The organism is Emticicia sp. SJ17W-69 (genome assembly GCF_051209875.1).
Classification (GTDB): Bacteria; Bacteroidota; Bacteroidia; order Cytophagales; family Spirosomataceae; genus Emticicia.
The window spans coordinates 1,291,237-1,306,766 of sequence record NZ_JBNTQY010000001.1; the positions used below are offsets into that span (position 1 = coordinate 1,291,237).

Sequence of the window (15,530 nt, forward strand, 5' to 3'; positions counted from 1 at the left end):
CAAATAAAAGAATAATTTTATGATAAAATCACACCTGATGAAGAAGTTTATACCACTATTGATACTATCGGTTTTTTCTTTTGGAATTGTAAAAGCTCAATTACCCAATCTTGGAGAAATTGAGCAATCTAAACAGCGTCTTACTGAAATTAGTAAACAGCCATTTTCTTTTGTAAATGATACATTGCAGCTATTTTATCTCAATAAAATATGTAAAAACTATTCATTATTGACACGATTATTTGCAGATTCTGGTCTTTATTATACCGAAAAACTTTACCAAAAATCAGTCATTGCCAATAATGATATTTATCAGCTCAGGGCTTTATTTTTTTATTCTAATTTTTATATAAAAAAGAGCCTTTATACCAAAGCTTTAGAGGTGAATTTGAGTACACTAAAAAAATGTGAAGAAAAAAACGTTATATGTGATGATGTTTGGAAAATAAACCTACGATTTGGACAGATTTATTATAATATCAAAGAATATGATAAAACCGTCATTTATATCAAAAAAGCTATTGAATATTTAGAAGGGAAACCAAATTTATCTACCGAATTGCACCTGCAATTAGCCGAATGTTATCGACTCGGGGGAGTTTCTTCTCAAATTTTAGGAAATAAAGAAATGGCAAAAAATATGTTCTTGAATGTAGTAAAGCATTGCGAATTATCAAAAAATGACATCCAAATTGCTTTTGCTCAGTCGGTTATGGGTGATTATTATTTGGATATTGAACGTAATACGGAAGAGGCCAAAAAATATTTAGATGAAGCAGATAAGATATTTACTTCAAAAGCATATTTGCAGGGGAAAGCGTCTTTATATTCCAGTTATGTGACACTTTATAAGTTAAAAAATGCACCAGAAAAGGCTGAACCATATGCCAAGTTAATGCTTGCAAATGCGATTGAATCAAAAAATAATTCAGTAAAATATCAGGCATTAATAGATTTATCTGAAATAAGTGAATTACAAAATAACGCTCAAAAAGCTTTTGCTTATTATAAAGAAGCGATGCTATTGCGAGATAGTACACAAAAAGCACAAAGGATTAATGATTTGACCGAAATACAGAAAAGGTATGATCTTGAAAAAATGCAAATTCGATATGAAAATGAAAAACTTATTCAACAAAGAGGAACTGATTTTTTGCAAAAACAATATGAAATCGCCAAACTAAAAAGCGAAAAATTAGCCCAAGATTTTAATTTAGAATCAATTAGTCGAAAACTTGAGAATGAACACGCTTTAGCAACCCAACAAGCCCTTAAGATAGAGTCTGATAAACAAAAAAATCAACAAGAGAGATTGTCTAAACAATTAAAAGTTAATGAGTTATCTAATAAATTAATGCTTGAAAATCAACAGCAAAAATCACTTCTAATTATCGTTGGGTTGATTTCATTATTGGGAATATCAGCTATGATTTATAATTTTATTTTAAGAAAAAAGAATAGAGAATTACTCAATAAAAACCACGAGATTCAAGAAGCTTTATTAAAAGGCCAAAGTATTGAGCGGAAGCGAGTTGCTAACGAATTACACGACAACGTTGGTTCTCTATTATCGGCGGTAAGAGTGAGTTTATTGACATTGAACAGTACAAAATTGCCTAATCATGACCAAAAAGTATATCTACAAATCCAAGAAATGGTTGAAAATGCTTGTCGAGAAGTAAGGCTCATTTCGCATAATTTATTACCTGAAGAGCTTGAAAAATTTGGATTAGAAGTGGCCTTAGAAAAAATGATAGAACGACTCAATTTTTCAACCCCTATCGAATTTACTTTAAACACCAAAGGTTTAAAAGAATATTATTCAGATGGTATAACCATAGACCGTAAAACCGCCTTTCATTTATATTCTATTTGTTTAGAATTAATTAATAATATCTTGAAACATTCGGGAGCAACTGATGCTGCCATGACATTTAGAAAAAAAGAAAAAACACTCGAACTTTTTGTACGAGACAATGGAAAAGGGCTTCAAAACTATTTAAAAGGGCAAGGTTTGACAAGTGTAGAAGAGAGGGTAGAGGCCATGAACGGTATTGTAGAAATTGAATCAGAAATTGGTGAAGGCACACGCACGCATATCAGTATTCCTATTACTCAGCCAGCTTATGCCTCATCGCAAATTTAATTAGTCCAACAACATTTTTCACATCTAACTTTTTCATCAAACTTTTTCGATGACTTTCGATAGTATTGACACTTACAAATAATTGTTCGGCAATTTCGTTGGTTGAAAACTCTTGTGCGATGAGTTTCAAAACTTCAATTTCACGCACCGAAAGTTGAGCCAATTCCTTGTTTATCAAAGATTTATCTTTTTCGCCTGAAGTGATTATATTTAAAACTTTTTGACTATAATAAGGTAAACCTTGATGTAATTTTCCGATAGCTTCTTCCAATTCAGCTTTGTCAGTATCTTTTAATAAATAACCCGATGCACCTGCTGCAATAGCTTGTCTGATTTTGTAGGGTTCATCATCAATCGTAAGAATGAGTACCCTAACATCTGGAAATTGTTCATGGATTTTGGCAGTTAATTCAATGCCATTCATTTCGGGCATTTGCAAATCCGACAATACCATATCAGCATGGTTATTCTCCAAATAATCTAACACATCGCCCCCCCGTTGAAAAACGTTTACTTGTCGAACGTCATTCATTTGTATCAGCAAAGAGTAAAGTGATTGTCCAAAAAGATGGTGGTCATCAACTAAGATTATCTGCATAAATTATTCTTTCACTCATGTTTTGGAAGCAATTTAATCCTTTTCTTCTAATTTAAAAAAATAAAACAATAAACCATCCTTCAAAACGCACAGTATTTTTCATATTTTCCCCCTATCTTTGAAACAAATTCAAAATCAAAAGATGGCAAACTGGGTAAAAGTTTTTGAAACAAAGAATGTTTTTAAAGCCGAGTTATTAAAAAACGAATTACTTACGCATGAAATTATGGCGGTTGTTCTGAATAAACAGGATAGTAATTATTTAATAGGGTATTACGAAGTCCAAGTGCCTCAAGAGCATGAATCTATCGCAAAAGTAGTAATTGACATATTTAATCAAAATGACCTCGAAACTAAACCAACTTCCTAATCTTGCCCAACGAGCCATTGCTGCTGTGATAGGCGTTGCCATTATTTTATGTGGCGTTTTATATAATGAATGGACTTTTTGGTTGCTATTTTTAGCCATCAGCATACTCACTCAACGTGAGTTTTATAAATTACTCAAACTTGATGAAAATCTTCCATTAAGTGTTTATGGTATTTTTTGTGGAATTGTCTTAAACGCCCTAACTTTTTTTATCGAAAAAGAACTTTTGTCTTTTAAATATTATTACTTGATTGTACCTTTACTGACTACCACTTTTTTCATAAAACTATATCGTAAGAAAGATACTAAGCCATTTGCAAATTTGGGTTATACTTTTCTTGGAATCATTTATGTTGCTGTTCCTTTTGCTTTGATTAACGAAATGGTTTTGACCGATAAAGGCTATGCTCCACAATTGATTTTAGGTTGTTTGTTTATTCTTTGGGCAAATGATACAGGAGCATATTTTGCTGGAAGGTTTTTAGGAAAACGTAAACTTTTTGAGCGAGTTTCTCCTAAGAAAACATGGGAAGGATTTTTTGGCGGAGCAATAATTTCGCTCGCCATAGCGTTTATTCTAACAAAGTATTTTGATAGTTTGTTGAGTTGGCAATGGTATGGAGTCGCAGTTATTATCTTTGTCACAGGTACGCTTGGAGATTTGGTTGAATCGCTCTTTAAACGTAGCATAGCCATCAAAGATTCGGGCAACACAATTCCAGGGCATGGAGGTTTTATGGATAGGTTTGATGGCCTATTGCTTTCGATGCCTTTTATCGTTACTTTTCTGAAAATTTTTGGGTGAAAATATAGAATGAAGACTAAAATTACATATCTTTTTATACTTATTTCGTTGATAGTCAGTGGTTTGTCTTTTGGACAAGGCGAAATAAAATATATCACATTTTCGGGTTTGGTGATTGATAGTCAGACAAAAGAACCTTTGCCAGGAGCATACATTACAATTCCAAGAGCAGGTCGTGGGACGCTCTCAAATAGCAAAGGATACTTTGTTTTGGGCGTATTTCCAGGCGACACTGTTATCTTCAGTTATTTAGGTTTCAAAAAACAATTCCATATTATTCCTAAGAAAACAGAGATAGATTATTCGGTTTTTGTTGAGCTACAAGTTGACTCTAAAATGTTAAAAGAAGTTAAAGTTTATCCATTTAGCACTGAGGAGGAATTTAAGCAAGCGTTGGTCGATATGAAACTTCCTGATGACAGAGAACGAAAGATTTTACAAGAAACATATAGCCCCGAAAACATCGCCAAAATGGCCTCTGTACATGGCATGAGTGCCGATGCTAATTACAGGTATGGACAGAACCAGTTCTTGAAACAAATGGAAAGTAGAGGGCAAGTAACAATGAATCCTTTACTGAATCCATTCGCTTGGGTAAACTTCGTCAAGTCGGTGAAAAGTGGTGCTTGGAAAGACAAAGCATGGAAAGCTGGAGCAAATACCGCTCCCTCTGATAATGTAACCCGAGATGAATTTTTTAGAAATAGTACGAAGAAGAATTAATAATTTGTTGTTATTTCATGTAATGATTGTATTATAAAAAGAAATAATAGACTACTAATGTTTAAATACCCCTTCATAAACTTTTTTTTACTACCTTTGTTCTCCGATAACTAATAGTAATTTCGGAACTTTTTAGCATTCTTCAATGACTCACAAACCCTCTGATGCCCTTCTACTCCTTGAAGATGGCACTGTTTTCAAAGGAAAAGCACTCGGCAAAATTGGTACTTCGGCTGGTGAAATCTGTTTTAATACAGGCATGACTGGTTACCAAGAAATTTATACCGACCCTTCATATTTTGGCCAAGTGGTTGTGAATACCACTTCTCACATCGGCAATTATGGCGTTGTTTTAGATAATGAAGAAGAATCTTCAAGTGTCAAAATCAGTGGTATGGTTTGTAATTCCTATGCCAATCACTATTATTCACGGACAACTGCCGATTTTTCGCTCCAAGAGTATTTTGAGCGAGCTAATATCGTCGGTATTTGCGATTTAGATACTCGTCAGATTGTTCGTCATATTCGTGATGCAGGTGTAATGAACTGTATTATTTCTTCGGAAATTCTTGACCCAGCCGTTTTAGCACTTGAATTAAAGAAAGTACCCTCAATGGATGGTCTCGAACTTTCATCAGTTGTAAGTACAAAAAGTGCTTATTTTATGGGTAATGAAAATGCCAAATATAAAGTAGCAGTTTTAGATTTTGGTGTGAAGAAAAGTATCCTTAAAAACTTCGTTGAGCGTGATTGTTACTGTAAAGTTTTCAATGCTAAAACAAGTTTTGAAGAAATTCAAGCATTTAATCCTGATGGATTTTTCTTGTCGAATGGCCCAGGTGACCCTTCGGCAATGCCTTATGCAGTTGAAACGATCAAGCAAATAGTTGAAACTAACAAACCAATTTTTGGTATTTGTTTGGGGCATCAACTTCTGGCCTTAGCAAGTGGCATTGGCACATATAAAATGAAAAACGGCCATCGTGGCCTGAATCATCCTGTGAAAAACTTACGAACTGGTCTTTGTGAAATTACTTCGCAAAACCATGGTTTTGCCGTAAAACCTGACCAAGTTTCAAGTATCGAAAATATTGAGTTGACACATATAAATCTCAATGATCATACCATCGAAGGTATTCGTAGAAAAGATAAACCCGCATTTTCGGTACAATATCACCCAGAAGCTTCTCCTGGCCCGCATGATTCTCGTTATTTATTCGACGATTTTGTGAAGATGTTATAAATAAAGAAGCTCCTCTAAAACCTGTAAGGTCTGAAAAAGACCTTGCAGGTTTTTTGTTATTAATATTGTCTATTGACCATTGACTGTCTATCTTTGCGAAAAAAGGGAGTGAATAATGACCGAAGTTATAAAGAAAAGGTCGTTTATTCCAAGAAGTAAAGACCCATTTACCAAATTTCGGTTTGAAACTTGATAAAGAAACCCTCTGATAACCAATTATTTATGAGATTATATAGCACTAACCACCAAAGTCCTGATGTAGATTTAGAAGAAGCTGTTTTTCGTGGACTTCCACCTGATAATGGCCTTTATATGCCAACCGAGTTTACTAAGTTACCTCAATCATTTTGGGATAATGTAGGAAATTTGAGCTTACAAGAAATCGCTTTTGAAGTGTCAAATGCTCTTATAGGAACAGATGTACCTTCGGAAGATTTAAGAAAATTAATAGACACTGCGATTGATTTTCCTGCACCATTGGTGAAAGTAGAAGAAAATACTTATTGTTTAGAACTCTTTCATGGTCCTTCGATGGCTTTCAAAGATTTTGGAGCGAGATTTATGGCAGGTTTGATGTCATATTTTCTACAAAAATCTCAGAAGCAAATTCATATTTTGGTAGCTACTTCGGGAGATACTGGTGGAGCAGTAGCACAAGGTTTTTATCAAACACCCAATATTGATGTGACGATTCTTTACCCAAGTGGAAAAGTAAGCGATATTCAAGAAAAACAATTGACTACATTGGGCGAAAATGTACGAGCTTTAGAAGTGAATGGTACTTTCGATGATTGTCAAAAATTGGTCAAACAAGCATTTTTAGATGAAGAATTGTCGCGAAAATTTGATTTAGCTTCGGCAAATTCAATCAATATTGCTCGTTTGATTCCGCAGGCATTTTACTATGTCAATGCGTATGCACAACTTAAAAAACAAGGAATTGATTTGCCAGTGGTTATTTCAGTTCCCAGTGGTAACTTTGGAAACCTGAGTGCAGGTATCATTGCGTGGAAATTAGGTTTGCCAGTGCAGCACTTCGTGGCAGCAACCAATATCAATAACGTAGTTCCGAAATACATTGAAAGCGGAGTTTATGAAGCTATAAGCCCTTCATTATCAACGATTTCTAATGCCATGGATGTGGGAAATCCAAGTAATTTTCCTCGTATGAAAGCATTGTTGAATGATGATTGGCAAGAGATGAGAGATGTTTTATCAGGCTATTTTTATACGGATGAGGAAACAAAAATAGCGATGAAAGATGTCTATGGACGCACAGGCTATGTGATGTGTCCACACACTGCGGTGGCGTATTTAGGATTAAAAGCTTACGAAAAAACCTTAAAAACGCCAATTAGTGGTATTTTCTTTTCAACTGCACATTATGCAAAATTCTTGGATGTGGTAGAGGAGGTAGTTGGAGAGCAGGCGATTCCTGAAAGATTAGCTGCTTTATTGAATAAAGAAAAACAAGCTACATTAATAAGTACAGATTTTGTAGATTTTAAGGCTTGGCTAATGTCAAATCTTTAAAATAAATGAGGCACGTTTTTAAAACGTGCCTCATTTATGAATGTCTATTGTATCATTTCAATGATGTTCGTGATTGGCAGGATTTCTATCATATCCACCAGCAAAGATGATAGACATTACCAAAAGTCCAAGAATAAAAATAAATAAATCACCGAAAATCCAAAGAACTGCCATGATTGCTAAAAAAATAACCAACATGAGCCAACTTGGAAGCGGTTGTGATGTGTTTGAATGATTTGCCATAATGTATTTTGAAATTACGTTAGATTCTGGCTGCAATTTATCAAAAAAGCCTCAAACTATAAAATTTTACTTAACTTTCTCATAAAAATAACTATTTCCATCAGCTAAAACTGATCCAATTGGTGCAGCTTGATATAAAACTAGATAAATGGGATTTTCGGTAAATGAGTAGAAAGAATAAGTACTGTCTTTTTCGAAAATAATTATATCTCTGGAAGAAGTTCCTCCATCAGTCAATTTTGAGGTTTTGATATTACTGATTTCTTCTACTTTTCCATCTTTTGTTCTTGTAAAAGCATTTGTAGAAAAATTGAAGTCTAAGACTTCTTCATAAGTAGGCTTGTACTCTGTTGGGCCATTAGGAGCTGGGAAACCGTATCCAATTTTGGATAGTTTCCACTTGCCATTTAATTTTGACATTTCTGGATTTATAGCTTGCGAGCTTTCAAGCTGACAATTTACCATCAAAAATGTTATCAAAAATGTTATTATTGTCATTTTCATGGTTTTATAATAGAAGTTATTTAGATTAATTGTTTCAGCGATTGATTCTTGTTTTATCCACACAAACTTTTTTGTTAGGGTTGTCTGAATTTTAAAATCGCAGGAATACTTATATTTTCATTTTTACATTGTGAGATTTACTAATTTGGATATTTCTTAATATTTGTTTGGTAGAACCATTCATGAAAAATTATCATTTACATCAATAACTGGCAAAATTGTTTAGGTTTTACTAAATACTTTACAAACTGTAATCATTGCCACTAAGGATAGATTCATTAGATATTTTTGATAAGATACTTTTTTAAGAAGAAAGGTTGGAATTATTAATATGTTTATCAAAAAATAAGATTTTTTTGAGTAATACTTTCCACTTTATTTCAAATATTAAAAATCAAACTCCAAAATCTCATCATCATTCATTAAATTTTTAATCGCTTTTTCGTGGTTTTTTTCTGGGCCTTTTACAATCCAAATACCGCTGATAGTTTCGTTGTTTTTGCTTTGTGTACCTCGCTCTGCCTCTAATCCAAACTGCTCAAATTTTTCTTCGTAGTGTTTCAGCGATTTGCTTCTAAATCTACAAACAATACGGTAGGTACGAATACTATTTTTACGTTTGATGACTTGTTGAAGAGGCACAAGTGCATATAATGCAAAAACCACCAAAATCATTGATACAAAACCAGTTTCGTAAAGTCCATCACCGAAACCTACACACATCCCTAATGCGGCAGTTACCCAAGCAGCTGCGGCAGTGGTGATGCCAGTTACACGTCCGTTTGAATTATCTCGAAAGATGATTCCACCACCCACAAAGCCAATGCCAGTAACAATATTGGCTGCAATGCGAGAAGGGTCAGAGCCGAGTTTCATCGAAATCAGCGTAAAAAGTGTCGAACCTAAACTTATCAAAATCATGGTGCGAAGCCCTGCCGATTTACTATGATATTCTCTCTCTAAGCCGATAATAGCTCCAGTTCCAGCTGAAATAAGTAACTTTATGATATCTTCTGTTATAAAATTCATGGATAATTTTTTTTCTAAAATTATTTTTTAATATATTCTTAAAAACTTAACACAGATTTTTTGCTTTTGTGTGTATAGTTTGTTGTATTTGTATAATAATTAGATAACAATTATCTAACAATATAATAATATTAAATATTTTACAACAATGAAACCAGAAATAAAACAAAAAGCAACTGAAATTGCAGATGTGCTTGCAGCAGTAATCAGAGGCGAAACTACAAATAAAAAAATAAAAAAAGCAATTGATAAATCGGCTGAGAAATTGGCAAAAGAAATAGCTGAGATCAAGAAAGGTGCTGAAAAAAAGGCAAAAAAAGAAGCCAAAAAGGCAGAAGAAAAAGCAAAGAAAGCTGCTGAGAAAGCAATAGAAGAAGCAAAGAAAGCAGCTAAGAAAGCAGAAAAAAATGCCGAGAAAAATGCTGAAAAAAAAGCAAAAAAAGCAGATAAGAAAGGAGAGAAAAAAGCAAAAAAGAAAGAAGTAAAGGTTGAAGTTCCTGTTTTAGCTGCTGTACCTCCAAAAGAACCAACTCCAAAACCAACAGTAACCAAATCAGCAGCTCCTGCCAAACCTACAGCACCGAAGCCAAAACCAGTTGCTCCAACAAAAGTTGTTAAGACGCCTGATAATTCAAAAGAGTAAATGATGGAGAAAATGTTGAAATTGGGTGTTTATCGTCAGTTTTTTATACTGACCGGCACCTTTTTTTTGTTTTTTTTGACAAAGAATGTTCTTGCTCAGAATGTTAATGAATTAATTATCAGTGAGATAATGGCAGACCCTACCCCTTCAAGAGGTCTACCAGAAAAAGAATATATTGAGCTCTACAATCGTACTGATAAAGCCATCGATCTTAATAAATTTAAACTTACTTATGGCTCTACAACGGTTGTTTTTCCAAGTTTCATGCTTGCCGCTAAAAGTTATGCGATTGTTACCAATAAAACCAGCGAAAAAGAATTTCAAAATTTTGGAAACGTGATTGGATTGAGTAGTTTTTCACTCCTCAATACTGGCACAACCCTAACTTTGAGAAATGATAAAAACAAGACCATTTTCTCTGTTACTTACTCAGACAAATGGTATGAAAAAGGCAAAGACCAAGGGTTTTCGTTGGAAATAATTGATGTCAATTATCCTTGTGTGGAAGAAGGCAATTGGACTTCCAGTACGGCTACCTTGCAAGGAACACCAGCCAAAGAGAATTCCGTAAAAGCTAATAAACCTGATCTTACACAACCAGCTTTACTTCGTTTTGAAGTGACTAATTCATCGGCAATTAAATTGATTTTTTCAGAGAAATTAGATAGCCTTTCTTCGGTTAGTATCAATGCTTATTTATTTGATAAATCGCTGAAAATCAATAAAATAGCAATAGAAAGTCCGCAAAACACAAATGTGAATTTGACTTTAAATGCACCATTCCAAGAAAATACAATTTATAATTTATCAATTAAAAATATAAGCGATTGCTCAGGAAATGTTTTGACCACCGCTCAAATAGCTTTAGGAAACATAAAACCCGCTGATTCAGGAAATGTAGTTTTAAATGAAATTTTGTTTAATCCACGAAGTGGGGGAGAAGATTTTGTAGAAATTTATAATCGTTCAGAAAAGATAATTTCGCTTAAAAATTGGTCTTTGGCTAATGTTGATGCTACTGGGAAAGTAGCGAATATTAAAACAATTACAAGCAATGATTTTGTCTTGCAACCTAAGCAGTTTCTGGTTTTAACACGTAATGCTAAAACAGTTCAGAGCCAATATTTTAAGGCTGTAAAAAACAATTTTTTAGAGATGTCTTCATTGCCTTCTTTTCCTGATGATGCAGGCTCAGTAGTGCTATTAAATGATGCTAAAAAGGTTTTTGATAGGTTTGATTATGCTGAAACTTTTCACCATCCATTAATTGATGATAAGACAGGGGTTTCGCTCGAAAAGGTCAATTTTAATGTAGCTTCATCTGAGAAAAAAAATTGGCGATCAGCGGCAGCAAGCGAAGGATATGCGACGCCTGGCTATACCAATTCTCAGGGAATTTTAGATATTCAAGAAACTGTTTTTAAAATCGAGCCAGAGGTTTTTACACCTGATGGCGATGGTCAAGATGAAGTAACAAATTTGAAGTTTCAACTCGACCAAAATGGCTTTGCTGCAAATGTTAGTATTTTTGATGTGAATGGACGGAAAATTAAGCAACTTTCTCAAAATCAACTACTTAGCGTCAATGGTGAACTCGAATGGGATGGCAAAAATGACGGGAATGAAGTGGTTTCTGTTGGCTATTATATCATGTTGGTTGAGCTGTTTAATCCTGCTGGCGAGAAGAAAGAATTTAAAGGAAAAGTTGTAGTAGGGAGTAAAAATTAAGTTATTCTTATTTACTCGATCAACAATTATTCGATGTTTAAATTAGTTTTTCTTTGACAGCTTTTTCAATTGCTTCGGCTTTAGAATGCACTTCGAGTTTCCAATAGATATTTTTAATGTGTGTCCTTACCGTTTCTTTATCAATAAATAAATCTTCAGCAATATTAGTATAGCTCTTTCCTTTGGAAAGTAATTCTAAAACTTCAGTCTCACGTGCCGAAAGTGGCGAATTATGGTTTTTCTGGAAAGAAGCAACTACCAACCGAGCAATATTTGTACTCATGGGAGCTCCACCGCTCATGATTTCTTTGATGGCATCAATCAAGCGACTTGGCGGCATATTTTTGGTTAGATACCCGCCTGCACCCGCACATAAAGCCTTGAAAACCAATTCATCATTTTCATAAACTGTTACTACAATCACTTGTGCTTGTGGATATATTTTTTTTATTCGTTCGATACCTTCAATGCCATTCATTCCAGGCAATTCTATATCCATCAAAACCACATTGGGTTTGTCATTTTGTAGGTTTTTTAGAAAATCCTCACAATTATTATATGAATTAATTACTTTAAAACCTTGATTTTCGTTTAAGAGCATCACAAACCCTTCTCGAATGATATGATCATCCTCTACTAAGCAGATTTTGATTTGATTATTTGTTTGATAGCTCATTGATATGAATGAAAAATTGATAATTATTTACTTTGTAACACAAGTTTCTAACTTGTACCGTCGGTTCAAACAATTTGGAAAATTATTGTACAAAAAATGGTTAATTTTAATGAAAATATTGACAATATGAAAGTCAGACTTCATTCATTATAAACCTAATAGTTGTACCTTCATTATTTTTTGAATTGATTTCTGCTTTTCCTCCAATTTTTTCGGCACGACTACAAATATTAGCTAACCCGTTTCCATTGTTAGGTTTATTTACTTGAATGCCAACGCCATTATCTTGCCAAATTACTTGTAATTGATTGTTTTCAAATTTAAAACAAAGTCTTACTTGCGTAGCTCTGGCGTGTTTGAGGGTATTCATAATGGCTTCTTTGAACAACATCACTAAATGCCGACTTGCTCCCATTGGTAGTTTAATATGAGCAAAATCATCTGAAATTCCCTCACAAACAAATCTAATATCAGTTTTATCAAGTGTTTCATCACAAAAATCTTTGATACGAATGGCAATTTCAAATAAATTATCATGCTCAGGATTTATCGCCCAAATGAAATCTTTTGTGCCTTGATAAAGTCGATTGGCATTGTCACCAATTTTTGATAAAAGTACCAATGCCTCATCATTTTCAGCTTTTTTGAGTTTGTTTTTAATAAGCTCAGTCAAAAGCGAGATTCTGGTAAGTGAATTCCCAAATTCATCGTGCATATCTTGGGCTGCAATTTTTCTAACACGCTCATTTTCATCTAATTTGACTCGCTCAAGCTCAAGGACACGATTAACTTTAAAGCGATAAAAGGCAGTGACTAATATCGCTATGATTGCAGTAGTTAATAGAAAAAACCACCAAGTTTGCCAAAATGGAGGTTTGATGTAAATTGGAATGCTTAGTACATTGGTATTATTCCATATACCTTGATTATTAGAACTTTTTACTTTTAAGACATAATCACCAGCTTTTAGATTAGCAAAATTGATATACCGACGAGAACCACAATACACCCAATCTTTGTCAAAGTTTTCTAATTGATAAGCAATTTGATTTTTTTCTGGATTTGTAAAATCAAGTGGAGAAAATTGAAATGTAAAGAAATTTTCATCATAATTAAGTTTTACTTTACCATCTTTTTTTAGCAAACTATCTACGTTTTGTGCTTGCTCAAATTTTTTAAATGAAGCAATGATAGTTTTAGGAAGATGTTGATTATCAACCATTTGCAATGGATTAAAACTTATCAAAACAGACAAACCTCCAAAAAAAAGTTCGCCATCGGCTGCCCTGAAATATGCCCCAGAATTAAATTCACGATTAGCCAATCCATCGTCGGAAGAATAATTTTTGAAAGTTTGAAGTGCTGGGTCAAAACATGAAATACCATTGTTGGTACTTAGCCAAATCCTGCCTTTGGCATCGGGTAAAGCCCCATAAATAAAGTTATTGGGCAAGCCATTTTTTTCGGTAAAATGAACAAAATTTTCTTTACCGTTTTCAACAACCAATTTACTTAGTCCTTTGGCACTTCCTACCCAAATTTGATTGTTTTTATCATGTAAAATGCACAAAACAAGGTCGTTTATCAGGCTTTTTGGGTTTTCGGCATCATTTCTATAAGTTTTGAAAGATTCGTTTATAGGATTGAATTTAACCAAACCATTATTAGTACCAAGCCATAAATTCCCCTTTTCATCTTCTTCCAAAGCCATCACTGACAGCCAAATATTATCAGGAGTTTTCTCATAAGTTTTTATTTTTTTTCCTTCAATTTTAAGCAAATAAGCATTTGTCCCTACCCAAATTGTATGATTTCGATCTTCTAAAAATCGCATCACTTTAGGTTCGTAACCTTTGATTTTGGGAATATTAAATTTAAAGAATTTTCTTGTTTTTCGATTGTAGCGAAATAATCCTTCATTAGCACCTACCCAGAGGTTTTTATGGCTATCTTCAAAAACAGCTTGAGAGAAATTTTGCCTTTCATCATTATTATTTAAAAACTGCTTTTCGAGTACATTGGTAGCGATATTTATCTTAAATAAACCTTCATAAGTGCCTACCCATAGATAACCAAAGCTGTCTTTACAAATACCAAAAACAGATGCTGATGCTACTGATTTTTCTTTTAATAATATTTTATCCCATTGCTTAAAACTATTTTTGGAATGACTAAATGTATGCACGCCAGCATCTCTCGTACCTATCCATACAATGTCTTCGTTTGCCTCTTTCCCCTCATAAATGGTATAAACAACACTACTTTTTAATCCATTATTACTCGAAATATCTTCTTCTATGTGTTCAATCAGTTTTATTTTGTCGTTTTTTATTTCATAACGAAATGCCCCATTGCCATAAGTCCCTAACCAGAGAGTGCCGTAGCGGTCGAGCATAATTGAGGAATTAAAATTATCAGGCACAGCCAATTGATTGCTAAAATCAATTAGACTTAAATCATTTAGATTAAGGCGGAAAACTTTATTTAGCGAAGTTATCCAAAGGTTATTTTGTGCATCACAAAATAGGCGATTGATAGGCGTATTTAAAGATTTATATACTGAATTTGGAGAATTTTTCGCATGTTGAAATTCAACATGTTGTTGTTCGGGTAATTCTTTATCATTTTTGATAATAATTTTGTTCAAACCCGATCTACTTCCTAACCAAATTTCGCCTTTTTTATCTTTTACAATGTAAGATAAAGTATTATTATTGAGGCTTTTATTGTTTTTATTGTCATTTGTGAAATGAATGGCTTTGTAGGTTTTTCCTTTAGGAATCAATCGCCAAAGTCCGTTATAAGTACTTACCCAAAGTGTCTTATGGCGGTCTTCGGTAATACCTGTGATGACTGAAGAATAGTCATTGTTTTTTTCTAAATCAGTGTGTCGAGTGAAATCTTTTGTGATTTTATTGAAGCTATTGAGTCCATGTTTAGTACCAATCCACAATTTATTTTTTGAATCCTCGTACAAAAAACTAATATCATCATTAGAAAGAGTATTTTTTTCAAAAGGATTATTATAGAAATGTTGTATTTGTAAGCCATCATAGCGATTAAGCCCATTCTGCGTACCAAACCACATATAGCCATCATTGTCTTGCAAGATGGTTCGCACTTCACTTTGACTAAGACCTTCTTTTAAGCCAATTTGGTCAAAATGACCTTTAGCCAACGCAAAATGGCCAATCAATAAAAATATGAATAGCAATCGTAGAAACATAACATAGAATTGAAGTGCTAAGTTACGGATTTAATGTTTATCAAAACCTAACCCATTTTGGGG

14 protein-coding genes are annotated in these 15,530 nt (G+C 33.6%); 8 read left to right on the forward strand and 6 right to left on the reverse strand.

Features of this window, described 5'->3' with window-relative positions; all coding sequences use genetic code 11:
- Positions 1–19 precede the first annotated feature (19 nt).
- A complete protein-coding gene (locus ACQUQZ_RS05290) occupies positions 20–2,146 on the forward strand; it encodes a tetratricopeptide repeat-containing sensor histidine kinase (protein ID WP_435353726.1) in 2,127 nt (708 codons plus the stop codon).
- Here ACQUQZ_RS05290 and ACQUQZ_RS05295 read toward each other — a convergent pair.
- The gene (locus ACQUQZ_RS05295) at positions 2,112–2,744 is read right to left on the reverse strand and encodes a response regulator transcription factor (RefSeq protein WP_435353727.1); all 633 of its coding nucleotides are present in this window, start codon (positions 2,742–2,744) and stop codon (positions 2,112–2,114) included. The two genes, ACQUQZ_RS05290 and ACQUQZ_RS05295, sit on opposite strands and share 35 nt — an antisense overlap.
- A gap of 142 nt (positions 2,745–2,886) precedes the next feature.
- Here ACQUQZ_RS05295 and ACQUQZ_RS05300 point away from each other — a divergent pair, with 142 nt between their 5' ends.
- From ACQUQZ_RS05300 to thrC, 5 genes are all read left to right on the forward strand, one after another.
- Complete coding sequence (locus ACQUQZ_RS05300) at positions 2,887–3,114, forward strand: hypothetical protein (protein ID WP_435353728.1); 228 nt, start codon at positions 2,887–2,889, stop codon at positions 3,112–3,114.
- Positions 3,086–3,919, forward strand: coding sequence for a phosphatidate cytidylyltransferase (locus tag ACQUQZ_RS05305; protein ID WP_435353729.1), 834 nt, complete (start codon positions 3,086–3,088; stop codon positions 3,917–3,919). The genes ACQUQZ_RS05300 and ACQUQZ_RS05305 overlap by 29 nt, the downstream gene beginning before the upstream one ends.
- Before the next feature lie 9 nt (positions 3,920–3,928).
- Positions 3,929–4,642 (forward strand): carboxypeptidase-like regulatory domain-containing protein, encoded by a 714-nt coding sequence (locus ACQUQZ_RS05310; protein WP_435353730.1) that lies wholly within the window; start codon positions 3,929–3,931, stop codon positions 4,640–4,642.
- A gap of 145 nt (positions 4,643–4,787) precedes the next feature.
- Positions 4,788–5,885 (forward strand): glutamine-hydrolyzing carbamoyl-phosphate synthase small subunit, encoded by a 1,098-nt coding sequence (gene carA, locus ACQUQZ_RS05315; RefSeq protein ID WP_435353732.1) that lies wholly within the window; start codon positions 4,788–4,790, stop codon positions 5,883–5,885.
- Positions 5,886–6,107: 222 nt separating this feature from the next.
- On the forward strand, positions 6,108–7,418 hold the full coding sequence (thrC, locus tag ACQUQZ_RS05320) for a threonine synthase (protein WP_435353734.1): 1,311 nt from the start codon (positions 6,108–6,110) through the stop codon (positions 7,416–7,418).
- A 57-nt stretch (positions 7,419–7,475) separates the two neighbouring features.
- Here the strand turns inward: thrC and ACQUQZ_RS05325 are convergent, their stop codons facing one another.
- The 3 genes from ACQUQZ_RS05325 to ACQUQZ_RS05335 form a co-directional block, all read right to left on the reverse strand.
- On the reverse strand, positions 7,476–7,661 hold the full coding sequence (locus ACQUQZ_RS05325; protein ID WP_435353735.1) for a hypothetical protein: 186 nt from the start codon (positions 7,659–7,661) through the stop codon (positions 7,476–7,478).
- Positions 7,662–7,727: 66 nt separating this feature from the next.
- Positions 7,728–8,165: a hypothetical protein gene (locus ACQUQZ_RS05330; RefSeq protein WP_435353736.1), complete on the reverse strand. Its 438-nt coding sequence runs from the start codon at positions 8,163–8,165 to the stop codon at positions 7,728–7,730.
- A gap of 387 nt (positions 8,166–8,552) precedes the next feature.
- Positions 8,553–9,194: an MgtC/SapB family protein gene (locus ACQUQZ_RS05335; protein ID WP_435353737.1), complete on the reverse strand. Its 642-nt coding sequence runs from the start codon at positions 9,192–9,194 to the stop codon at positions 8,553–8,555.
- A 148-nt stretch (positions 9,195–9,342) separates the two neighbouring features.
- Here ACQUQZ_RS05335 and ACQUQZ_RS05340 point away from each other — a divergent pair, with 148 nt between their 5' ends.
- Both ACQUQZ_RS05340 and ACQUQZ_RS05345 read left to right on the forward strand, forming a co-directional pair.
- The gene (locus ACQUQZ_RS05340; protein ID WP_435353738.1) at positions 9,343–9,837 is read left to right on the forward strand and encodes a hypothetical protein; all 495 of its coding nucleotides are present in this window, start codon (positions 9,343–9,345) and stop codon (positions 9,835–9,837) included.
- A gap of 12 nt (positions 9,838–9,849) precedes the next feature.
- Complete coding sequence (locus tag ACQUQZ_RS05345) at positions 9,850–11,565, forward strand: lamin tail domain-containing protein (protein WP_435357639.1); 1,716 nt, start codon at positions 9,850–9,852, stop codon at positions 11,563–11,565.
- 37 nt (positions 11,566–11,602) lie between these two features.
- Here ACQUQZ_RS05345 and ACQUQZ_RS05350 read toward each other — a convergent pair whose 3' ends face one another.
- Both ACQUQZ_RS05350 and ACQUQZ_RS05355 read right to left on the reverse strand, forming a co-directional pair.
- The gene (locus tag ACQUQZ_RS05350) at positions 11,603–12,241 is read right to left on the reverse strand and encodes a response regulator (RefSeq protein WP_435353739.1); all 639 of its coding nucleotides are present in this window, start codon (positions 12,239–12,241) and stop codon (positions 11,603–11,605) included.
- 133 nt (positions 12,242–12,374) lie between these two features.
- Entirely contained in the window at positions 12,375–15,467 is a 3,093-nt protein-coding gene (locus tag ACQUQZ_RS05355; RefSeq protein ID WP_435353740.1) for a sensor histidine kinase, read from the reverse strand.
- Between the last annotated feature and the right edge of the window lie 63 nt (positions 15,468–15,530).